This window comes from Mesorhizobium sp. M0894, from assembly GCF_040319725.1.
In the GTDB taxonomy this organism is placed as follows: Bacteria; Pseudomonadota; Alphaproteobacteria; order Rhizobiales; family Rhizobiaceae; genus Mesorhizobium.
This window is the reverse complement of record NZ_JAMYOG010000001.1, coordinates 215,559-238,079: the sequence shown is the minus strand read 5'-3', so window position 1 is coordinate 238,079 and position 22,521 is coordinate 215,559. Positions and strand designations below refer to the sequence as shown.

The window sequence follows — 22,521 nt, the reverse complement described above, 5'->3', positions numbered from 1 at the left end:
AACCATCGCCGCGAGCGCGTGACGAGATCTAGATGTAATAAAGGATCTTTCCGATCACGCCTCGTCCTTCCAGCAGACGGTGCGCCTCCGCCCCATCCGACATCCGGAAGCGATGGATCGGAGGAAGACGCAGTGCACCACTTTCGATGGCGCGGAACAGACCGGCCGCCCGCTCGGCTCGTTCAGCAGAAGAGGTCAGGTAATTCCACAGATCGCCGCCCTTGAGTGTCAGTGAGCGCTCCATCAGTCGTCTTGGGTCAATCGGATTGGGATTGCCGCCTGCCATGCCATAGATCACCACAACGCCCCGCGTCCGGGCGATTGCGAGACTATCGGATAGGGTGGATCCAATGGAATCAAAGATGACATCGACACCGCTTGGAGCGAGTGTTCGAACGTCCCGTTGCCAGTTCTCATGACCGAAGGCGCGATCCGCGCCGTATTCGAGCGCGAGGCAGCGCTTCTCCGCGGAGGAAGCCAGCGCAATAACCGTCGCGCCTCGTGCCTTGGCGAGTTGCGTCAGGGCCAGGCCGACGCCTCCGGCGGCGGCGTGAACCAGTACCGTCTGCCCGTTTGCGACAGGCGCCGTCTCATTCACCAGATACTGGGCGGTCAATCCCTGCAACAGCATCGCCGCCGCGGTTTCGAAGGTGATAGCGTCCGGCAACCGGATCGCGTGCTCCTCGGGCACGTTGACGCGTGTCGCATTCGCGAATGGCACGTCGGCGAACGCGATGCGATCGCCGACATGGAGGGCCTCGACCTGATCGCCGACCGCAACGACTTCGCCGGCCCCCTCGTACCCCAGTATATACGGGGGAGGGCCGTGGAGAACGTAATTGCCTTGGCGGCGATAGATGTCGGCGAAGTTCAATCCCGCGGCGCAGAGTGCGATCTGGACGTCTTTTGGCCCGACAATCGGATCGGGCAGTTCGCGGTAGCTGAGCACGTCGGGCGTGCCGAAAGTCTCGAAGGCGAGAGCGTGCAATATCGAACTCCTCAGATTGGAAGATTGTCGCAGGATCAGTTTCGCCTTGCCGAGAGGCGATCCGCCGATCGTTGGCTAAAAGCTGGCTTGGACGCCGACAATTTCCGGGTTCACGCCGACCTTCGTCAGCCAGGAATAGACCGGTGGAAGTCGGTCGGCGATGGACTCCACCGCGATATCGATGAAGCAGGGTTCGTCCAGCGCAAACGCCTCGTGCAATGCGCTTTCGAGTTCTTCTGCCGTATCCACCCGGAAATTGCGGATGCCGTACACGGCGGCCAGCTTGCTCATGTCATAGCGACCGAATTCCACGCCGAACGTTCCGTCATTGTCTGGGCCATTGTGCATGACGCGTTGAAGCGCCTTTATCCATCCGAAACATCCATTGTTGAAGTGGATGAGCACGGCCGGAATCCGCAGGCGCGCCAGCGTTTCCAGCTCTCCTGCGGACATGCCTAGCGAGCCGTCACCAAAAAGCGCGACGGGACGCATTTCGGGAGCCGCGAAATGGGCGCCGACAACTGCGGGAATGGCATAGCCGAGCCCCCCGAAAAAGCGAGGAATGATCAGCTTCGATCCCGGATTTGTCAGCTTCAGGAAGCGGGTGGAGTAGGGCGTCGGCGTGCCGGCGTCCGATACGACATGGGATTTTGCCGGCAAATGCCGGTTGATCGCGTCCATGATGCGTTCGGGCCGGATCGGCGTCTGATCGTTCTGCAGGTCGATTTGGGCGGTTTGCCAGAACTCGGTCCGGCGAAGGTTGATCTTGTCGACCCATTCACGGGAGCGCGTACCCTGCGACTTCGTCTCGGCGATGAAGCAATCGATCGATGCCGCGGCATCTCCCATCAACGGGAAATCGACGTCGTAGGTGTTGGCGAGGGTTTCGGGATCGAGATCGACCTGGATGATCTTCGCGCCATTGTTGGCCGGTGGCCATTTCCAGTTCATGGTCGCGACGGACCCCATCCGGCAGCCGACATAGACAACGAGATCAGCCTGGCCGAGCGCCCAGATGGCATGAGGATGAAAGCCATTGTCGCCGATGATGCCGACCGCGAGCCGATGGTCGTCGTTAATCACCCCTTGGCCCGTGATCGTCGTCGCGACGGGAATATCCAGATGCTGGGCCAGCCTGACGATGCTTTCTCCCGCACCGGATCGGTTGGCTCCGCCACCAGCTACGATCAGCGGGCGCTTGGCCGACAGCAGCGCTTTGACGGCACCATGGATCTTTTCTTCTTCCGGCCGCACCCGGAACGCGGGCGCTGCACGGCATTGTGGCTCGATTCGCAACATCTGAGGCGTCGCCGGCAGATCTTCGTAAAGCAGGTTTTCAGGCAATGCCAGAACGACCGCGCCCGGGCGGCCACCCGTGGCTATGCGGAAGGCTCGGCGGATGGTTTCCGGCAGTTTCTCGACACGGTTGAGGGTTTCGGCATGTTTCGAGATCGGACGGAACATTGCTTCGATTGGCAACTCCGTCAGCGTACCGCGCCCCACGCCGGCCTGGGGGATGTCGTTGACCAGCAGGATGACAGGCACGGACGATTTGTTGGCTTCGGCGATGCCAGGCAGCCCGTACATCGCGCCTGCTCCGCTAGGAACCTCGGCCACGCCTGGCTTGCCCGACAGGCGGGCATAACAATCCGCCATGAAAACAGCAGAGCGCTCGTCCCGGCACACCACATGCAACGGCGCGTCCTTGGTGTGTTTGAGTGCCTGGTAGAGAGCGACATTGGTGTCGCCGGGCACGCCGAATATGACATCCACGCCATAGTCGTGGAGCATCGTCACCAATGCATCTGCACCGTTCATTTCAGGTAATCCTTCCAGGAATTGAATCGAGGAGGCTCGAATTCACCGACCGAGGCCATCCGCCGAGCGTGGTTGATCGTGTCTTCAGTAAGAGCCAGAGAAGCTTCGTCGAAAGCAGGCTCCGCGCATCTGGTCTATCATCGTGATGAAGTCGAAGACCGGCAGGCCCACTGCCCGCTGAAGCGCCTGGGCATAAGGCGGCAGGTTCGAGCATTCGAGAAGAATCGCGCCGATGGCCGGATTGTCACGCAAGAGATCGCGCCCGACTTCGACGAGTTCCTGCTCCACCGCTTCGCTGTCGATGATGCCGTTCTCTTCCAGAATCCCGCCACGAAAGCCCGCTTTGCCCTCCATGCCGGCGACGAACAGCTGTCGGTTCCGGTAAGGGAAAGCCTTCTCCAGCATGTCCTCGGACAGCCGGACAGAGTTGGCGCAGATAATGCCGATGGACTGCTGGCGGCCAAGAGTGGATGCGATGAAGGGCAATTGCAGCAGGCTTGAAAGCATGACCGGTATTTTGACTGCGTCGGCGACGACATCCTGGAAGTGCAGCATGTAACCGCAATCGCTGGTAATGGCCCTGACCCCCTGCCTCTCGAGATGGCGAGCGGCCTCGATGACGTTCGGCGTCAAGGACAGATCGCCTTCATCGAGAAGGCGTTTGATCGTCACATCCGGGACCTCGTGGTAAAGAACCGGATAGTCGTACGTACAGGCGTTTCCGACATCGCCGGGAATGAACGGATTGAAGCAATCGATCATCAGAACTCCGATGTCGTGGCCGTAGCTGACAGCTCCGCGCCGGCCCTTGTATATCGGCATTGGCTTGGCTCTCCATCGGATATTTCAAACGGCCACTTTGTCCGCTGTCAGGGTCTGATGCGCCATCTTCTCGGCGATCATCATCGTGGTCAGATTCGTGGTGGCGCACGGAACCGAAGGCATGACGGATGCGTCGATGACCCGAAGCCCTTGGACACCGTAGACCTTCCCCGACGCGTCGACGACCGCGCCAGCGTCGCGCTCGTTGCCCATCCGGCACGTGCCGCAGGCATGCCAATCGCCCTGCACTCCCGCCCGGAGCCATGCTTCCAGCACGGTTTCGTCGGTGAGCACGCGATCAAGCGGGAAACGCTTGTCCACGGCTTTTCCGAGGATGAAGCTACGCGCAATACCGCCATGGTCGAGGAAAGACGCCGCAAGTCGCGTCTTGGCTCCGTTCACCCAGGTCTTGGCGGCCAGGTTGCGTATGGAGTCGGCGTAGATGCCGGGCCAGAAACTGTGCACCACTGTGCTCACCGGCTGGCTCATCAGGATTTTGCTTAGCCAGATCGCGGTTGCCTTCATCCGCTGCAAATCGCGCTGATCGGATAGATAGTTGAAGGCAATGAACGGATGCTCGTCCGGACTTGCGCTTCGTAACTTCACCATCCCGCGGGAGAAGGCCTTGTTGGGCCCAAAATTCACCATGGCAAGCCGCTTGCCCAGCTCGCTCCAGGCAAAGCGACCGGAAACGGTCAGTTTCATGTCGGTCGGCGGGCAACCGTCATGCCCGGAACTCCACCGCATATGCATCAGCAGATTGCTTTTGACGTAGTCCTGCATCATCCCGGGTGGCTTCAGATGGACCGCAAAACCGATCAGTGGATGGTCCTGCAGATTTTGTCCCACGCCTGGCCTGTTCGCACGCACAGGAATTCCCATCTCGGCCAGATGGTCTGCGGGGCCGATGCCTGATCGCATCAGGATCGCCGGCGAATGAAGCGCACCTGCCGAGATGATGATTTCTTCTGCCTCGAGACTTTCGACCACGTTGGCGGCTCGCCGAACTTGAACGCCGCGCGCGACCTTGCCGTCGAATTCGATCGACTTGACGAAGCAATCGCTCAGGATCGTCAGATTCTTGCGCGCCCTTGTCGCTTCGTCGAGATAGCCCGAGGCCGACGACACCCGATGGTCATAGAGGTTGTTGCGCGTGAATGGAAAGCAGCTGTCGATGGGGTTTTGATGACAATCGTCGACATAGGGTATGCCTTTGGCGCCTACCGCATCGCGCATCGAAAGCGCGAACCTGCTCCAATGCTTGGGAAACGTTCTCCGGATCGGAATGGGGCCAGGACGGGAAGTCGATGCGTCGGGATAGTCGACGTCGTTTTCGAGCTTCTGGAAAAAGGGCAGGCAGTCCGCATACGACCATCCTTGCGCGCCAAGCCGTTCCCATTCGTCGTAATCTGAAGGCAGGCCACGAATGGCAACCTGGCCGTTGACCGTCGAGCCGCCACCCATGACGCGCGCCTGCTCGTAGCGGCGCGGCTTCATCTCCGCTTCGACTTCGCGCGGCGACCGGTTGCCGATCGGGTCGGCATAAGCGATCAGATCGGTCCAATAGCGATTGGGCTTGAAGTAGTCCGGCAGGAAGGAATCGCCATAGATCGACTGAGGCATTTTTTCCGGGGGCGTGTCCGGACCTGCTTCGATCAGGCAAACTGTTTCCTTGCCGGAATGCGACAGGCGGTTGGCCAGGACGCACCCCGCGGAACCGCCGCCGATGATGATGTATCTGTATTTCATTCGATCTTTCGGCGTTGCGTGTCGGAGGCTCAGGGTCGGACCTCATGGTCGACTGTTCGGGAGAACAAAGGAATGGTTCGTCTCACGAACGACCGACGCTTTGCCTCTCTATCGTCGAACGTAGTGGCCAAACACACCCTCAAGAATACAAATTTGACCGCGCGTCCTACTGGGAAGCTTGGAACTTGCCGACGCATGAGCACCGGGCCGGGCACGATTGGCGCAGGCAGCCCGCATTGCTTGGATATGCTGACCTGAACGCGCAATTCCGGCACAAGCATCCAATACCCTTCGGGCGTGGCGGGCTGCTGGACAGCCGGCATGCCGGTGGTTAGGAATCGCTCGCCATGATCTTGGCGCTCTCAACGCGGCCAGTTTTTACGCAAAGGCCAGTTTTTGATGCAAAGGAATGCGCGAAATGCGCGATGTCAGCCTTACCCTTGTTCAGACGTTTCATCTGGTGGCCAAGGAAGGCTCCTATTCGGCCGCCGCCAGAAAGCTGAACATTTCCTATCAGTCCGCCGCCAACCACATTCGCAGGTTGGAACAGCTGCTTGGGGAAAGGCTGGTCATCTCCGAGCAGGGGGCCAAGGCGACGGAGCTGACGGCACGCGGCAAGATTCTTTACCACCTGCTGGCGCCAGAACTCGACTCGATGCTGAGCCGGCTCAATCATCTGATCGATGGCGAGCGGCCGATTGTTCGCTTCGGCATGCCGCAAGCGATTTTCTACTATCTGTTTCCGCAGATCATACGCGAATTCAACGCGGTCTATCCCGATGTCCAGATCATCTGCTATGAGCGCGATGTCGCGCTTGTCGACCTGGTGAAGACCGGGCAGGTGGATACATTCCTGACCGAGCGGCCCTTTGTCGGTGATGAAGTCAAGCAATACGCGCTGGGTGCATACAAGCTTTCTCTCCTCTACCCTTCGTCGTGGCCGTCGCCCCGTGATTCACCAAGCATTTCCGAATGGGCGAGCGGGCGGCCCTATGTGGCATTCGAACCCGGCCACATGCTGCGCAACATGGCGCTCGATCTGTTAAGCCGGGATGGAGAGGAACTTCGCGTCGCCATATCGACGTCGTCCAGCACGAACATCAAGCGCTGTGTCGAGGCGGGACTGGGTTTCGCCATCCTCCCGGTATGGACGGTCGACGGGTCCGAACCTCATGTATCGTCGGTCGTTCTGGAAGAGCTGAAGGAAATACCCGTCTATTTCGGCGAAGCAAAATACCTCGCCAAGAATCAGTATATTTCGCTGCTCAGGACCCTCTGCACACGGAATTTTCCGGTCTTTTTCGATGTCGAGAAGCGCACTTCCTGAGACATGCTCGATGGACACCGTTTGGGACCGATCAATCAGCGAGAACCGCTTCGACCGCCGTCAGCCGGCTGAAGTCAACACGACCTCGTCTATCCGGACGTGCTTCGGCAAGGTTGCGATATAGACGATCAGATCGGCGAGGTCGGACGGTTGCAGGAAACCCTGCATTTCGGCGTCGGTGGGCGGGATCGGCCGTTGCGACAGAAATTGCGTGGCGACATCGGCCGGGCAAATGACACTGGATCTTATGCCGGTACCGTTTTCTTCCAGATTGATACTTCGGCTCATGGCCACAAGGCCGTGCTTTGAGGCTGTATAGGCGGCTCCGCTACGCTCGGCGACATATCTGCCGGCCCACGAGGCCATATGGATGAGCAGGCCGAGCCCGCCTCTGTCGCGCATCACATCCAGCGCTGCCGCGGCGACCTGGAAGCCGATTGTCAAGTTGGTGTGGATCATGAACTCGACCGTGTCCGGTCGGAGTTCTCTCCAGCTTCGCTCCGGGATGTTGACGCCGACATTGTTGACCACGATGTCCAGTCGGCCGAGCGCTGTGATTTCCCCAACGATCCGCCGGACGGTTGGGCCCTCCGCCAGGTCGCCAGGAATGATCCAGGCCTCACCGGCATTTGCCCGAATCTTGTCGGCCACGCGCTCCAGTTCGCCTATGCGACGTCCGGTCAGAACCACTCTGGCGCCTTGCGAAGCCAGTGCGATTGCGGTCTGCTCGCCGATCCCGCTGCCCGCGCCGGTCACCCATGCCAGACGCTGTGCAAGCCGGCCGGAGCTAAGCACCAAGCCCACCGACTTCGGTCACGAACTTTGTGGTCAGGTAGGCATCGACGCCTTCCGTGCCCCCTTCCGAGCCATGGCCGCTCTCCTTGATGCCGCCGAAAGGATGTTCCGGCAGCCCAAGGCCATGATGATTGATCGAGACCATCCCGGCTTCGATACGGTCGCTCAAGGCGATGGCCGTCTTCGACGAAGCCGTGTAGGCATAGGAGGCCAATCCGAATGGCAAACGATTTGCTTCCTCGATCGCGTCGTCGATGTCGTCGAATGCGTTAATCAAGGCGAGTGGGCCGAAAGGCTCGATGTTCATCGGGGACGCGTTGATGGGAACGTTTGTCAGGACGGTGGGTTCGAAGAAGTAGCCGCTGTTTCCAATCCGGCTCCCGCCATGGTGCAGATTGGCACCCTTGGACGTGGCGTCTGCGACGAAGGCTTCCATTGCATCGACGCGACGGCTGTTGGCGAGCGGACCCATCGTCGTTTCGTGGTCCAGGCCGTCGCCTATCCGAATGGCAGCGGTGTGCTCGGCAAAGCGTTCCACGAAGCGTTCATGAACATCGCGATGGACGAGAATGCGCGTCGGCGACCCGCAGACCTGCCCGGCATTGCGATACTTTTTGTTGCTCAGTATTTCCGCGGCGCGCGTCCAGTCCGCGTCGCCGCAGACGATCGCCGGCGCATGCCCGCCGAGTTCCATGGTCATTCGCTTCAAATGCTGTCCGGCAAGCGACGCAAGCCGGCGTCCGACATTGGTCGAGCCGGTGAAGGACAGTTTGCGCACGCGCGGGTCCGCAATCAGGCGCTCGGATATTTGACTGGGAACGCCATAGACGAGGTTGAGCGCACCAGCCGGCAATCCTGCTTCTGCAAAGGTGCTCACCAGGGCTGCGGGCGCGCTGGGGGTTTCTTCGGCGGCCTTCAGGATCACCGTGCATCCCGCGGCCAGCGCCGCGGCGACTTTGAGGGCTGCGGTGTTGACGGGAAAGTTCCACGGGCTGAAGGCCGCAATGATCCCCACCGGCTCGCGCAAAACGAGTTGCCGCACGCCAGGCGACCGCGCCGGAATGATCCGGCCATAGGTGCGGCGGCCTTCTTCGGCGCTCCAGTCGATGACATCGGCGGTTACGGAAACTTCCGCAAGCGCCTCGGCAATTGGCTTGCCCTGTTCCAGCGTGATGAGACGTGCGATCGCCGGCGCGCGTTCGCGCAAAAGCGTCGCCGCCTTGCGCAGGATTGCCGAGCGGTCATATGCGCTGACGCAACGCCAGACCCCGAATGCCGCCTGTGCCGCGGAAATGGCATCGTCGATGTCGCCGGCTTCTGCGCGCGCGACCGTTTCCAGGGGCTCTCCGGTCGCGGGGTTGCCCACCGCGATTTCACCACTCGATTGCCCGTCGCGCCATTGGCCGTTGATGTAAAGTTTTATCATGGCATCCTCCTTTCGAAACGCCGGCCTGACGGGCGGCGCTATTTGTGCACGTTGGTCGTCGGGAACTTCGCTTCAGGGCGGCAATCGCTATCTAGAAAATCGCTTCTCCAGATAGAGGGTCAGGTAGGCCAGCGGGATCAGCAGAATGGAAAACAGGATCGCCAGGGTCGTATAGGCCTCGATGGGCCGGAATTCCTGGTCTGCAATCGTCTTGGTGTGCATAACCAACTCGCCATACGCTATGATCGAAGCGATCGTCGTCAGCTTCACCATCTCCATGACTTGGTTGGAAAACGCCGGGATCATGGGACGAATAGCCTGCGGCAGCACGATCAGCCGCATTTCCTGGAAATATGTCAAAGCCAGCGATTTGGCAGCCTCGCGCTGTCCGCTGCCAACCGACTCGATGCCGCCCTTGAAAATTCCGGCAACGTAACTTGCACTGTAGAGCGAAAAGGCAATGACGGCCGCGGTGAACGGCGACAACTGGAAGCCTACGAGCACGGGAAGCGCGTAGTAAATCCACAGCAGTTGTACCATCGCGGGCGTGCCCCGGAATATCTCGACAAAAACCTGGGCGAAAACACGTGGGGTCCTGCTGCGTGCCGTCAACGCGACGCCAAGGCCCATACCGATCCCGGCACCGAAAAAAAGGCAGATCGCCGCAAGGACAATCGTTCCCAGAAGGCCGGAACCCAGATAGCCGACATTGTTCCAGACGGTGGTGAAGTCCCAATGATAAGCGATCATCGCACCGCCCCGCCGACAGCCATTCGCATCTCGATGCGTCTGAAGACTTGGCTCAACAGGAAGATGAGGGCAAAATAGATGGCTGCAACGATCGTATAGGTTTCCAGCGGCCGGTAGGTCGATGATGCTATTCGCGAAGCCTCGAAGGAAAGCTCCCCATAGGCTATCGCTGCTGCCAAAGCGGTGCCCTTTATGATCTCGGTGAGGACGTTGAAGAGCACCGGCGCGATGCTGCGAAGCGCCTGTGGCGCGATCACCAGACAGAAGACATGGACCCGATGCAGGCCAAGTGCCTTTGCTGCTTCCCATTGGCCTTGTGCGACCGAGGAGATTCCGGCGCGAAATACCTCGGCAAGATAGGCGGCATTCTGAAGGCCAAGCGCCAGGGCTGCGGCTTGGAATGAGTTGACGCGCAGCCCGGTGACGATCGGGAAGGCGAAATAGAACCAGATGATAAGCACGAGCAAGGCCGACGTGCGAAAGAAGTCGACGAAACAGCGCGCGATAAAGCGAGGAGTTCTGTGTCGCGAAAGCAGCACAAGAGACAGGAGGAAACCGAGCGGAGCTGCAATCACGACTGTCATGATGGTCAGGTCGAGCGTGCCGAGAAGCCCGCCAATCAGCATTCCGTTGCTGCGCAGGATGACTGCGAAATCCCACTGGTAATTCATGCCGCCTCGGTCTTTAGGATGCCATGAAAGGCGAAGGGCGTAGAGCCGCCCCTTCGCGTTATCTCCCTAGAGCATTTTCTCGCGCATGAGCGGAATGGTCTTGGCCGGGTCCATTCCACGATAGCGAACGTAATCTTCGTAAGCATTCTGAATATCGCTCGAGTGGTAGAGATAGGTTATCGACGTGGCGAGATAGTCGCGCAGGCGGGTATCCGTGTCATAGCGAACGCCTCCGCCCGAAGGCATTGCGAAGACCGGCTTGGGAATGACGACCTTGCCCGTCTTCAGCTTGTCGCGCAGCAGGTCCAGCTCAGGACCGGCGCCGGTGATGCCGTTGACGCGACCGGCCTGGAAGGCAGCGTAAGTTTGCGACGCTTCCTGGAAACGCACGACATTGGCGTTGGGAAGCAGCCTCGAGATGAACTGGTCCATCGATGTCCCCAGCACCACCGCAATGGCGAAATCGGGCTTGTTCATCTCTCCCCATGTGGCCACGTTCGATTCGTCGCTGACCAGCACATTGAAAGGATTCCAGGCCATCTGGGCCGGGATGAAATCGATCGCCAGGGCGCGCAACGGCGTGCCGTCAAGCGCCAGCATGACATCGAACTGGTCTGCCTGCAGGCCGGCCACCGCGGTGCCCCAGGTCGTCTCGATCAATTCAAGCTTCACGCCCATCGCGTCGGCAAGCATCTTGGCAAGCGCAGTGCATACGCCGCGCCAGACGACGCCATTCGATTCAACCCCGCCGGGTTCCGTGCTGCCGCTCACGTCCTTGAAGTACCACGGTTCGGTATTGGCCGCGCCAAAGCGAATGCTTCCTCTCTTGATGATCTTGCCCCACGTACTTTCACCGCCCGCCGGCTGCTCCTGCGCGACAGATCCAGAAACATTCGCCGCGCTGATCATCGCCGCGCCGCCAAGGATAGGAAGTAGCGTAAGTAATTCTCGTTTCGATTTATCCATTATATTCTCCCATTGTTACGAGTTATTTGCTCTGTATCGAGGATCATAATTTGGACAATTCCCAATTATTTTATTTTACCTGCATAGTATCGAGCAGGCTGGGTTATTAGACGATACAAAATATAATGGTGGACCTATCTGCCTTCTTGGATTTCCGAATTGGCGGGTTCTTCCAGAATGCGTGACGGTGTCGCCGGTCCATGACGGGCGACGGTCGGACCGATTTCGGCATTTTTTCGGCAAAGCTGGATAAGGATTTGATGTTCAACGACGGGAATGACGGTTTGGCTCTCGTCGGCCGGCCATGGCCGGTCCTGTGCGAGATCGCCGACATGACGGTAAAATCAAATCGCGCCGACGAGGCCGCCGTCGACCAGGATGTTCTGGCCTATGACCTAGGCCGAGGCATCCGAAAGAAGAAATTCGACGACCCCCGTGAGTTCGTCGATGGTTCTGTAGCGGCCTGCCGGAATCCTGGCCAGCCATTCCTCGCTGATGGCACGGTTGTCTATGAAACCGGGCATCACAGGGTTTATGCGATTCCCGAAATGCGCATGTTCGCGCGCCGCCATCCTGTAAAATTCGAGACGGCTGCGCAGCGGTCCGGAGATCGGGAACTTCACGTTGGGCTGCGTCGCGGCGTGGGACGAAATGGTGACGATTGACCCTGAACCAGCCCTGCTGAAGACAGGAACGAGCAATCGGGTCAGGCTGACAAGCGGCAGCAACGCAAGGCAGAGCCCTTCGTGCCAGTCGCGCCGGGTCAGATCGTGGAGACCGCCCTTCGCCGGATTGCCGGTACTGAGGACAAGATCGTCTATCCGGCCGAAAGTATCGATAGCTGTGCCGACCAGCGCAGCAAGATCATCCTCACACGCAATGTCGCCGCGAACCGCCAAGCCGCCGATTTCGCCAGCCATGCTCTCGACCCGTTCCGAACGGGCAAAAAGGACGACATTCCAACCCCTGGCCGCAAGGTCACGGGCTGTGCCTGCTCCGAGACCTGAACTTGCCGCGGTGACGATGACGACCTTCTTTCTATTCTCCGGCATGCCTTCGTCTTCCGGATGGGCCGCTATCGTCTGTCTGGACGAAAGCGGTTGGTCTGAGGCCTTTGGCGAACCATTCGATGAAGCCGACAATGTCAAACACCGGCAATCCGGTGGCACCCGCGATCGCTGACGAATGGGGTGGCAGATTGGTGCATTCGCATACGATTGCGCCGATGTCGGGATGCTTTTCGACGAGCCTCAGAGCCGCTGTCACCGCTTCGGCTTCGAACGTGTCGAAGTCCGCAACCGCAGGCTTATCGCCATAGAACAATCGAAACAGGCTGTCGGCCGGCAGGCCGCCGATCGGCGTGTCCTCGCGCGCGCCGACACTGCGCAAATGACGGGCGCCCAAGGATTCTGCTGAAAAAGTCAGGATGCCTGCGCGCTTGCCTTTGGGCAGCATCGCCTCGATCAGCGGAATCTGCAGGAGGCTGCTGGTTGCGACCGGCACCGGCAAGGCTGCCGCCAGTTGCTGCTGGAATACCGCCAGGAAGCCGCAACTGGTGGTGATGCCGCTGACCCCGAGATCCACGAGTTCCCGCGCGGCGTCGATGAAGGGTTCGAGCAGCCCCTCGGCGCCACCCTCGACGACGTTTTCAGGCCGCGCTTCGCGCACGATCTTGAACTGCACCGGAAAGGACCAGGTCAAGGCGTTGCCGACATCGCCGCGTCGCCGGCGAAAATGCGTGTCCAGCATCAAGACGCCGACTCCCAGATCGGAGACCGTGCCGTACGAGCCAGTCCGTGTTTCATTCGACATGTTCACCACCATTTTTCGGGATCACGGCTCCTAGCCGATCCAGGACGCGGTTTCGCAAGAGAGAGGAGGCAGCGATATCCTCCTGCGCGATGAAACCTGGTTTGAGCGGTCCTTCGCGAACGAGCTCCAACACAGCGGCGGCATGCGATGCTCAACGGCCGTGTCGGCTGCCTTCTCCAGATCGGCTTCCGCCATGACGATCAGCGGATCATTGCCGCCAAGCTCCATCAGACAGCGGATGATGCGCGTGTTGTTCCGGAGCGCCATGCCGGTCTGCGGGCCGCCTGTGAAACTCAACAAATCGATCGGCGAGCGAGCCAGCGCGAGCGCATCTTGCGCGCCGCCGTGCACGATCGTGAATGGATTTCTCGGAAACCCGGCATACCTCGCCGCCTCGACCAGCATGGCGGCCGCGAGCGGCGCCTTGGGCGACGGTTTTGCGACGATGGCGCCGGCAGCGATGCCTGGCCCCAGCTTGTGGCAGAGGAGATTGAGCGGATAGTTGAAGGGCGTGATTGCCCCGACTACGCCGACCGATTGATGGGTGACGTAGGCTGCTTGTCGGGGGCGACGGCGACGATGGCGCATGGTATGATTTCTCCATGCAATGTCACGGCGGCATCGCCGGAGAGCCGCAGCGTGTTTTGCGCACGCCGGACTTCGTTCCTGGCCTCGCGGATCGTCTTGCCCATCTCGTTCGAAATTGTTTCGGCAAAAGCCTCGGCTTCACCAGCGAGCTGATCGGCCAGTGCATGCAGCAGGCTCTTGCGCTCGAAGGGCGTGGAATGGCGAAACGCCGCCAGGCGACCTTCGCGTTCTCGACCACTTCGACGATCGAGCGCTCATCGCCCGCAACCACCGACCCCACCAGATTTCCCGAATAGGGATTGTGAACAGCGATGGATGCTGTCGACTGTTTGATTGCAGGCGTGTTCATTTCCAAGATGTCGCTTCCGAAATTTCGTCTAGCTGGCTTAGCGCGGCCAATGACACCGGGCGTATGGGCCAACGCGGATAGGTTTCGGGCCGGCTGCTCAGGCGTTCCGGCGCGATTCCGACCGCATTGGATACGCTCGCGCCGCAAAACCGGCCTTGGCATGCTCCCATTCCGAACCTGCCAAGCAGTCGGGTTTCGGAAGGCGATCGATCGGCGCCCAGAAAAGCCAGATCCGCTTTCGTGCGACCTTCGCAACGGCAGAAAATCGTTTGTTCAGTAGGCTCGGGGGAGTGTTCCGAGGTGAGGTTCCGCAACAAGGCCTGCAGGTAACGCGCCTTGCCTATCACGCTACTATTTTCGACCGGCATGGGATCTCCGGCCAGCAGCGCGGCGACTTTGCGCGCTGCAAATTCGCCGTCCGCCACCGCGGCATCCGCGCCCAGGACCCCGCGGCAGTCTCCGGCCCTCAGGATCGGACCGGATGCATCTTCCCTGGCTGGCGGAAGGCCGACATCGTTGGCGCGCAGGCCATCACTGACGATCAGATTATCGACCAGGAAGCTGCTGCGTGCACCGCGTTCGTCGATGACCCTGACAGACAGCCCGCCAACCTGTCTTGTCACTTGTTCCACGGCTGAACCGGTGATGTATTCGACCCGGCTCGTCAGGAGCCTCAATCCGTAGGCCAGCATCTCGGACGCAACCCTGGGCATGCACAGCAATCGAAAGCCCACCAGCGGAAATCGCCATGGATCGCCGCGTTCGAGCAGGGCAACAGGCGGCTGACCGATCGACGACAGTTGCGCCGACACCGCGAAAGGGAGCGGGCCGGTGCCTGCAACAAGGGTCCGGCCCTGCATGAAAGATCCCGTTTCCTTCAGGATCATCTGAGCGCCGCCGGCCGAAGTGACGCCGGGAAGATCCCATCCTTCGAAGGGGTGAACAGTTTCGATCGCCCCGACAGCGAGAAGCAGGGCAAGCGGCCTGACGAAAAACACCCGGCCGGCAACGCGATCCTCGAGCAGGACAAGGCCGCTGTCGTCGCTGCCGATGTAGACGGTCGAATGCCGCACTGTGACTTGATTGGTCACGGCGGCCAGCCTAGCCGTCAGCCTCTTCCAGACACGTTGGTGGTGCCGGCGGTGAAGCGCGTGCCCGATTTCCCGATTGGCCGGCTGGCGGTGAATTGCGCCGCCCAGGCCCGCGCGTTGTTCGACCAGCAACACGCGGTGGCCGCGTTCGCCAAGGGTTACCGCGGCGGACACCCCCGCTGGTCCGCCACCGATCACAACCACCGGCGCATCAGTCATGGCGACCGCCTGTCGAAGCGGCGATGACAGGAAAAAGCACCATGCCGTCGCGGGCAAGGGTGAGGCAGGCCTCGAAAGGGGCCGCCCCCTCACAGGAGACAAGGCAACCCTGGCAGGCGCCTATGCCGCAAAAATAGCGCGCCTGCGTCGTTTCGGAGGCTGGGCCAAGATTGAGGTGCCCGGCCCGCAACAGGGAGGAAGCGACTGTCTCACCGCTGATGTAGGCGATGCGTTCTCCGCGCCACATGAAGGTCTGGGTCATGCCGCGCTCGCTTGGGCAAGCAACCTGCCGGGAGCAAGGGCGGAAATGTCAGTGCCGGCAGGCAGGCCGCGTACAAGATTGGCAATGATCTTTCCGGTCATCGGCCCGAGGCAAATTCCGTCGCCCTCGAATCCGGTGGCGATGAGAAGGTTTTGGATCGCAGGGTGAAAGCCGATGATCGGTAGGCCGTCTCGCGATGCCGTGCGAACGCCCGAAAACGTTCGGATGACGCGCCGTGCGCGAAGGCTTGGATAAAGCGCCACGGCTTCCCTGAGTATGGCCGCGATCGTTGCCGCATCCGTGCCGCGGTCGCGCCTGTTGTCTTCGCGCGTGCCGCCGATCAGGTACTGGCCGGTGACGAGCGGATCGATAACCAGGCCTATGGGTGACGGTGCCGGTTTGGCGGCGCTACGTTTGGCAGCGATGTAGCCGGCCGTCATGAGATGACCGGCAAGTGCCGATTGACCAAGGTCCCCTCGGTCCGTGATGACGAGCTGCCCCTTTCGGGGAAAGAGCGCATTTCCAAGCCTTGCAAGACTGGCTGAACCGAGGCCGGCGGCGACGATCACCACATCCGCCTCGATGTTGCCGGCCGCCGTCGCCACGCCGGTAGCTCTCGAGTCGGAAAGTAGAACGCCCGTGACGGCGAGGTTGCGGTTGGGTTTTGCGCCACTCAATGCCAGAAGCCGTTCGGTGACCTGATAGCCGAGCGCGTGTCCGTCCCTGGACACCATGACACCGCCGAATGCGCCTTCGCCAACACCCGATACCAGGGAGCGCAGACGCGACCTGTCCAGGATTGTGATCTGCTCGCCGACGGATTCCAGATCCCGTGCATGTTCATCCAGAATATCGATCTCTTCAGGCGTCCGCCCGATAAGGAAGGTCGGTCGCGATTTGTACTGCCTGGCCAGGGTTCCTTCGGAGGCCATCTGCTCGTAGAGAGCCCGCGCCTTCTGGGCCAGAGACATCATCAGCCCCGGTTGCTTGCTGGCAACCGAGACAGCGCCATCAGAAGCACCGGTTGCGCCCGCCGACGGACCCTCGGCGTCGATGATCGTCGCGGAAATGCCCTCGCGAGCCAGGAAATAAGCAATGGAAATGCCGACAATACCCGCGCCAATAATGACTATTTTCCGCGATCGGCTGGTGGGCGGCATTTTATGGACCGTATGTCTCTTTCATATTGATGAGTGTTTTTTTAGATTTGGACCGGCAAGTCGATCCAAATAAGGATGCTGCGCTTGTCTGTTTTCTGTTAGGTCCGCGCGGCGCCCGAGGCGCCACCCGTTCTTATAAAAAAGCGGCCAGGATAGGTGCTCAATATTGTATATCCATGCCCGCTCGGGTTGGGACATTGAGCGCCTCTTGCTTCGGGTGCGTCGAGAGGTGGAATCTCAGGATTCGAGGAAACCGACATGATGCTGAAGGGTGGATTCACCAACTACGGCGAGGTGATCGGCGTCCTGATGCTCGACACGCGCTTCCCAAGGCCGGTTGGAGACATCGGCAATGCGGAGTCCTATCCGTTTCCAGTGCGCTTCAAGACAGTGAAGGGAGCCTTGCCGGTAAGGATTATGGGAGATCGCCCGCAGCCCGAACTGATAGAACCATTCATCGAAGCCGCGCGGGAACTCGAGGCCGAAGGCGTCCGGGCGATTACGACAAGTTGTGGGTTCCTTGCACCCTTTCAGAGGGAATTGACCGCCGCCGTTGGCATTCCCGTGTTTACGTCGAGCCTCCTCCAGGTGCCGCTCGTCAGCCGGTTGATCGGGCCATCCAGAAAGGTCGGCATCTTCACCGAAAGGGAGCAGCACATGAACGACCATCACTTCAACGGCGCCGGATGGTCGGCCGCGGAAGTCAATGTCCATGTCCAGGGCATGAAGGCTGACGCGGTTTTTCCGAGCGTCTATATCGGCAACCGGACGGAGTCGGCTTTTGATGTGTTGCGTGCCGAGATGGAGGCGATGACGCATGCGTTTCTGGAGGAGTGCCCGGACGCCGGCACCATCGTCCTCGAATGCACCAATATGTGTCCGTTCAGTTCCTTCATTGCACGAATTTCCGGTTTGCCGGTGTTCGACATCAACACATTGATAAATCTATTTTGTAGCACCTCCACTGCTCGCCCGCAAAACCATCAGAGGCGGTACGGGAAATTTGCGCCGCAGTACGTTTGCTGTTGATCGTGCGGTCCGAGGAGAAGGCCGAGTGGAAATAAAGCCTTTAGCCGCTCGCTGATCACCGAGTTCTGTCGAACCGGGAAGGCAGGACTAAGCGGATGAAGTCAGGTGCGTTTTGGGACGCTCAAGGTCACGTTGTGGCGATCGAACGCGATTCAATAGAGCGCGAGTGCTAATGCAGCTATCCGGTTTCGGGGAGACCATAGGCACCGCCCATTCGGTCGGCTGTGAAAGCGCGTCGCAATGCAAGTGAAAAAAACTACCTGCCAATCAAAGCAGACATTTCTGGACTGTTTGTCGACCGAGGCGGAGTTTGGCACGACGCTCAAACTCAGCCGGGACCGAAATGGCCTTACCGTCCGATCCAGATCACGACGCCCGCGAAACACTTCGACTGATCGGCCCCGATCCGCAAAACTGGGTGCCGGACCGGGAGGGCGTCGACCACAATGTCTTCATCGTTGGCGGTGGGCAGACGGGGGCGACCTTTGCCTTCGCGTTGAGGCGTGCCGGCATCGGCAAGGTTACTGTCGTCGACGCGGCACCGGATGAAAGCAAGGCCGGCATCTGGCTTACTCATGCACGGATGAACCGGCTGCGAACGCCAAAGGGCTTGCCGGGGCCGGAACTCGGCTTGCCGGGCTTGAGCTTTCAGTCCTGGTACGAAGCCCGCCACGGTGCGGAAGCCTATGCCGGTTTCGACCGCATCGTACGGACGGATTGGGCGAACTACCTGAAATGGTATCGCGACTTTCTCGGCATCGGCATTCGTTACGGCACGCGTCTCCTTCGCATCGAGCCGGCTGATGGGCATTTTCGCCTCCACCTCGAAGCCGGCGGCAGGCCATCGGTCGAAACGGCGCGCAAGATCATCCTGGCCAATGGCTTTGGCGGCAGCGGCGGTGCGGTGATACCGGATGTGCTCGCCACCCTGCCTCCTGGCTTCGTTGCGCATAGCTCGGCGGCAATCGACTTCGCCTCCCTCAAGGACAAGGCGATCGCTGTCGTCGGATCGGCGGCTTCGGCATTCGATGCGGCCGGAGCCGCCCTTGAGGCCGGCGCGAAATCGGTGCGTCTCTTCGCCCGCCGCAACAGCATCGCCAGCGTGCCGATCAACCGCGTTCGCGGCTATCCCGGCGCCTATGACAATTATCCGCGCTTGCCGGATGCGGTGCGCTGGCGCCAGGCACTTCGGTTTCGCGATGCCGGTTCCACGCCACCGCCCGATGCCGTGGCACGGGTGGTGCAGCACAAGAATTTCCATCTGCATCTCGGAGCCCCCTGGACAAATGCGGATGTCGAAGGCGGCAAGGTCGTCACCGATATCGCGGGTGAGACATTTTCCTTCGACTTCGTCATCGCTGGCACCGGCTATTTCGCCGACCCAACGCGCAAACCTGAATTTACCGATTTCGCCGCCTTCATCCGGCTGTGGCGCGACCAGTACGTGCCACCGGAAGGCGAGACCGATGAATTTTTCGGCGCCCATCCCTATCTCGGCCTCGGCCACGAATTCCTCGAGAAGGCGCCGGGCGAGGCGCCTTTCCTGAGGAATATCCATGTCTTCAATCCAGGCGGCTTCGTCAGTTTTGGCCTGCCGATCGGCGACGTGCCGTCGATCCGGCGCGATGTGCCGGCCGTTGTCGCGCGCATCAGCCGCGATCTCTTTCTCGCTGATCTCGACAGCCATGAGATCCGCATTACCGGCAGCCATCCGGCCGAATTCGGCGAAGAGGACTATGCCTCCGCCGTCTGGCGGCCGGCACAGACCATCGCGGCGGAATAGACGCTTTTCATGGGTATTGCAGATGACCTTCAGCCCTGACCTTTCCGACCCGTTCGTCGCCACGGCGGTCGAACTGCGCGATATCTTCGATCGGGATGCGGTGGCGCGCGACAAGGCCGGTGGACGGCCCGTCGAGCAAATCCGCCTGCTGAAGAAAAGTGGCCTGCCGTCGGCGCAGATTCCCAAGCGCTATGGCGGCAAGGGCGCATCGTGGCTGTCTGTGCTTCGCGTCGTGCGCGAATTTGCCCGCACCGACGGCTCGCTCGCCCACCTCTACGGCTATCATCATCTGCCGCTCAACGGCGTTTTGTTTCGCGGTACGGAGGCGCAAAAAGACCAACTGCTGACGCGCTCGGCCCGCGAGAACTGGGTCTGGGGCAATTCCGGCAACGCCATGTCGAAGACGTCTACGGCCAAGCGCACAGGCAAGGGCTGGATCCTCAGCGGCTTCAGGCCGTTCTCCTCCGGTTCTCACATCGCCGACTACATCCAGGTCGCCTGGGAAGACGGCCAGGACCGGCTGGCGGCAGCGATCCCGGCTGATCGTGAAGGCATCGTCATCGAAGATGACTGGGATGGCGTCGGCCAGCGGCAGACCGGCAGCGGCAAGGTCACGTTCAAGGACGTGCATGTCGGCGACGACGAACTGATCGGCACGCCCGCTGTGCCGCTGACACCGTTCCAGACGCTGACGTCACTCTTCCAGCAGGCGGTCCTGCTCAATTTGTTCGTCGGTAGTGCGCAGGGAGCGCTGAGCGAGGGACGCGACTATACGGTCTCGCAATCACGCCCCTGGGTCTATTCCGGCTATGAGAACCATACCGACGATCCGTTCGTGCAGCGCAAATATGGCGATCTCTATATCCGCACGCTTGCCGCGGCCGAACTCGCTGATATCGCGGCGCGAAGCCTCGACGCCGCTTACGGCCAGGGCGAGGCCTTGACCCTGGAGCAGCGCGGGCAGACGGCGATCGATCTCGCGACCGCCAATGTCTACGCCGGGCAAATCGGCCTCGATGCGTCGAGCGAGGTTTTCGAGGTGATGGGCGCTCGCTCGGCCACCAAGGCCAACGGCTACGACAGGTTCTGGCGCAATGTGCGCACGCATACGCTGCACAATCCGGCCGAATACAAGAAGCGCACCATCGGCACCTGGTTGCTTACCGGAGAATTCCCGGTCGGCGGATTGTATCGCTGAGGAGGCGAAAGACATGGCCAGGCGCAAGGACAAGCTGAAGCTCGGAGCGTTTCTTCTCTTCACCGGCCACCATGTGGCGGCCTGGCGCCATCCAGCGGCAGGCGAAGGGACCAGCCTCGGCGACTACGTCGAACTTGCCCGGCTGGCGGAAGCGGCCAAATTCGATGCGATCTTCTTTGCCGACGGCGTGGCGGCGCGGCTGAGCAATCTCGAGGCTGCCAGCCGCAAGGCGCATAGCGGCGTGTATCCGTTCGAGCCGATCACGCTGCTGTCGGCGCTGTCGGCGGTGACCAGGAACATCGGCCTCATCGCCACGGCTTCGACCAGCTATTCCGATCCCTACAATCTGGCCCGCCAGTTCGCTTCGCTCGATCACTTGAGTGGCGGGCGCGCAGGCTGGAATCTGGTCACCTCTTCCGATCCGGACGCGGCATTCAATTTCGGCCACGACACGCATATCCAGCATGGCGACCGCTACGACCGCGCCGAAGAATTCGCCGATGTTGTGCTCGGCCTGTGGGACAGCTGGGAGGATGACGCCTTCCCGCGCGACAGGGCGAGCGGACGCTATTTCGACAAGGACAAGCTTCACGTGCTGAACCACAAGGGCCAGCACTTCAAGGTGCGCGGTCCGCTGAACACGCCGCGAACGCCGCAAGGCCATCCCGTCGTCGTCCAGGCCGGGGCGTCCGGCCCCGGCAAGGAGCTAGCGGCACGCACGGCGGAAGCGATTTTCGCCGCGCAGATCACGCTCGACGAAGCCATAGCGTTCTATGCCGACGTCAAGGGCAGGCTCGGCAAATACGGCCGTTCCGAAGACGATCTGAAAATCCTGCCCGGCATCTTCCCGGTCGTCGCCCGCACCGAAGCCGAGGCGCAGGAGAAGTTCGAACAGCTGCAGGACCTGATCCAGCCGGAAGTCGGCCTCGGCCTGGTGTCGGCGCTGGCTGGCGGCTTCGATCTCAGCTCATACCCGCTCGATGGGCCGGTGCCGGACCTGCCGGAGACGAATGCCGGCAAGAGCCGGCAGGCGCTGGTGATCGACCTGGCGCGGCGCGAGAATCTGACGATCCGGCAGCTCTATCTGCGCATCGCCGGCGCCCGCGGCCACTGGCAGGTGGTCGGCACGCCGCAACAGATCGCCGACACCATGGAAGAGAGGTTCCAGAACTACGGCGCCGACGGCTTCAACATCATGGCGCCGATCATGCCCGGCGGCTTGAAGGATTTCATCGAGCTGGTGGTGCCGGAACTTCGTCGCCGCGGCCTGTTCCGCCAGGAGTATGAGGGCAGCACCTTGCGCGACAATCTCGGCCTGAAGCGGCCGGCAAACCGTTTTTCGCGGCATGCCGCAGCAGCCGCGGAATAGGCCGTCAATGGCGCGCGATACGCTCTTTCTCATTCAGCCGGGTTTCTCCGACGCGAAACATCCACGCCGGACATTCGTCTGTCCCTATTGCAATCAGGTTGAAGGACTGCTCGCTGCTTTTCCCGATCTCGCGGCCAGACTGGACGTCGAGCGCGTCCCGTTCGCGAGGCCGAGGGGCAAGGTGATCGACGCGCTCGGCGAACGGCACCAGTCGCTGCCGGTGCTGATCATCGGCAGCGATCCGCCCGCCGGCCTGCCGACGGCCAAAGGCAAGGTCTTCGCCGACGACACCAGGCGCATTCTTGCGCTGCTTGCCGAGCGCCACGGCTTCCCGCATCTACATGAGTGA

The 22,521-nt window shown here is 60.8% G+C and carries 22 protein-coding genes; 6 read left to right on the top strand and 16 right to left on the bottom strand.

Annotated features, from left to right (window positions below):
• Positions 1-28: 28 nt before the first annotated feature.
• The 4 genes from NKH91_RS01270 to NKH91_RS01255 form a co-directional block, all read right to left on the bottom strand.
• Positions 29-988, bottom strand: coding sequence for a quinone oxidoreductase family protein (locus tag NKH91_RS01270; protein ID WP_352884431.1), 960 nt, complete (start codon positions 986-988; stop codon positions 29-31).
• Positions 989-1,063: 75 nt separating this feature from the next.
• On the bottom strand, positions 1,064-2,806 hold the full coding sequence (locus NKH91_RS01265; RefSeq protein WP_352565007.1) for a thiamine pyrophosphate-binding protein: 1,743 nt from the start codon (positions 2,804-2,806) through the stop codon (positions 1,064-1,066).
• A gap of 84 nt (positions 2,807-2,890) precedes the next feature.
• Positions 2,891-3,628, bottom strand: a complete 738-nt coding sequence (locus NKH91_RS01260) for an aspartate/glutamate racemase family protein (RefSeq protein WP_352565008.1) — start codon at positions 3,626-3,628, stop codon at positions 2,891-2,893.
• Positions 3,629-3,652: 24 nt separating this feature from the next.
• Positions 3,653-5,377 (bottom strand): GMC family oxidoreductase, encoded by a 1,725-nt coding sequence (locus NKH91_RS01255; protein WP_352565010.1) that lies wholly within the window; start codon positions 5,375-5,377, stop codon positions 3,653-3,655.
• A gap of 418 nt (positions 5,378-5,795) precedes the next feature.
• On the opposite strand from NKH91_RS01255, the gene NKH91_RS01250 reads away from it, so the two are divergent.
• The gene (locus tag NKH91_RS01250) at positions 5,796-6,704 is read left to right on the top strand and encodes a LysR family transcriptional regulator (protein ID WP_352565012.1); all 909 of its coding nucleotides are present in this window, start codon (positions 5,796-5,798) and stop codon (positions 6,702-6,704) included.
• Between the two features lie 60 nt (positions 6,705-6,764).
• Here the strand turns inward: NKH91_RS01250 and NKH91_RS01245 are convergent, their stop codons facing one another.
• From NKH91_RS01245 to NKH91_RS01190, 12 genes are all read right to left on the bottom strand, one after another.
• The gene (locus NKH91_RS01245) at positions 6,765-7,499 is read right to left on the bottom strand and encodes an SDR family oxidoreductase (RefSeq protein WP_352565014.1); all 735 of its coding nucleotides are present in this window, start codon (positions 7,497-7,499) and stop codon (positions 6,765-6,767) included.
• A complete protein-coding gene (locus NKH91_RS01240; RefSeq protein WP_352565015.1) occupies positions 7,492-8,925 on the bottom strand; it encodes an NAD-dependent succinate-semialdehyde dehydrogenase in 1,434 nt (477 codons plus the stop codon). The genes NKH91_RS01245 and NKH91_RS01240 overlap by 8 nt, the downstream gene beginning before the upstream one ends.
• An 87-nt stretch (positions 8,926-9,012) precedes the next feature.
• On the bottom strand, positions 9,013-9,675 hold the full coding sequence (locus NKH91_RS01235; RefSeq protein WP_352565017.1) for an amino acid ABC transporter permease: 663 nt from the start codon (positions 9,673-9,675) through the stop codon (positions 9,013-9,015).
• Positions 9,672-10,346: an amino acid ABC transporter permease gene (locus NKH91_RS01230; protein ID WP_352565019.1), complete on the bottom strand. Its 675-nt coding sequence runs from the start codon at positions 10,344-10,346 to the stop codon at positions 9,672-9,674. The genes NKH91_RS01235 and NKH91_RS01230 overlap by 4 nt, the downstream gene beginning before the upstream one ends.
• Positions 10,347-10,412: 66 nt before the next feature.
• Positions 10,413-11,312 carry a transporter substrate-binding domain-containing protein gene (locus NKH91_RS01225; RefSeq protein WP_352845662.1) on the bottom strand — a complete coding sequence of 300 codons (900 nt, stop codon included), beginning with the start codon at positions 11,310-11,312 and terminating at the stop codon, positions 10,413-10,415.
• Between the two features lie 395 nt (positions 11,313-11,707).
• On the bottom strand, positions 11,708-12,364 hold the full coding sequence (locus NKH91_RS01220) for an SDR family oxidoreductase (RefSeq protein WP_352884434.1): 657 nt from the start codon (positions 12,362-12,364) through the stop codon (positions 11,708-11,710).
• Positions 12,351-13,124: an aspartate/glutamate racemase family protein gene (locus NKH91_RS01215; RefSeq protein WP_352565024.1), complete on the bottom strand. Its 774-nt coding sequence runs from the start codon at positions 13,122-13,124 to the stop codon at positions 12,351-12,353. The genes NKH91_RS01220 and NKH91_RS01215 overlap by 14 nt, the downstream gene beginning before the upstream one ends.
• Before the next feature lie 30 nt (positions 13,125-13,154).
• Positions 13,155-13,712: an aldehyde dehydrogenase family protein gene (locus tag NKH91_RS01210; RefSeq protein WP_352845664.1), complete on the bottom strand. Its 558-nt coding sequence runs from the start codon at positions 13,710-13,712 to the stop codon at positions 13,155-13,157.
• On the bottom strand, positions 13,649-13,873 hold the full coding sequence (locus NKH91_RS01205) for an aldehyde dehydrogenase family protein (protein WP_352950950.1): 225 nt from the start codon (positions 13,871-13,873) through the stop codon (positions 13,649-13,651). Before NKH91_RS01205 ends, NKH91_RS01210 begins: the two co-directional genes overlap by 64 nt.
• Before the next feature lie 184 nt (positions 13,874-14,057).
• Positions 14,058-15,371, bottom strand: a complete 1,314-nt coding sequence (locus NKH91_RS01200; protein WP_352565027.1) for an FAD-dependent oxidoreductase — start codon at positions 15,369-15,371, stop codon at positions 14,058-14,060.
• Complete coding sequence (locus NKH91_RS01195) at positions 15,364-15,633, bottom strand: 2Fe-2S iron-sulfur cluster-binding protein (protein WP_352565029.1); 270 nt, start codon at positions 15,631-15,633, stop codon at positions 15,364-15,366. The genes NKH91_RS01200 and NKH91_RS01195 overlap by 8 nt, the downstream gene beginning before the upstream one ends.
• A complete protein-coding gene (locus NKH91_RS01190; RefSeq protein WP_352845666.1) occupies positions 15,630-16,793 on the bottom strand; it encodes an NAD(P)/FAD-dependent oxidoreductase in 1,164 nt (387 codons plus the stop codon). The genes NKH91_RS01195 and NKH91_RS01190 overlap by 4 nt, the downstream gene beginning before the upstream one ends.
• Before the next feature lie 258 nt (positions 16,794-17,051).
• Between NKH91_RS01190 and NKH91_RS01185 the strand changes: the two genes are divergently transcribed.
• The 5 genes from NKH91_RS01185 (at position 17,052) to NKH91_RS01165 (ending at position 22,521) form a co-directional block, all read left to right on the top strand.
• Positions 17,052-17,822 (top strand): aspartate/glutamate racemase family protein, encoded by a 771-nt coding sequence (locus tag NKH91_RS01185; RefSeq protein WP_352565033.1) that lies wholly within the window; start codon positions 17,052-17,054, stop codon positions 17,820-17,822.
• Between the two features lie 343 nt (positions 17,823-18,165).
• Entirely contained in the window at positions 18,166-19,605 is a 1,440-nt protein-coding gene (locus NKH91_RS01180) for an NAD(P)-binding domain-containing protein (RefSeq protein ID WP_352845668.1), read from the top strand.
• A 22-nt stretch (positions 19,606-19,627) separates the two neighbouring features.
• Entirely contained in the window at positions 19,628-20,803 is a 1,176-nt protein-coding gene (locus tag NKH91_RS01175; RefSeq protein ID WP_352565037.1) for an acyl-CoA dehydrogenase family protein, read from the top strand.
• Positions 20,804-20,816: 13 nt separating this feature from the next.
• Positions 20,817-22,172, top strand: a complete 1,356-nt coding sequence (locus tag NKH91_RS01170; RefSeq protein WP_352884438.1) for an LLM class flavin-dependent oxidoreductase — start codon at positions 20,817-20,819, stop codon at positions 22,170-22,172.
• Positions 22,173-22,179: 7 nt separating this feature from the next.
• Positions 22,180-22,521 (top strand): DUF3088 domain-containing protein, encoded by a 342-nt coding sequence (locus tag NKH91_RS01165; RefSeq protein WP_352565041.1) that lies wholly within the window; start codon positions 22,180-22,182, stop codon positions 22,519-22,521.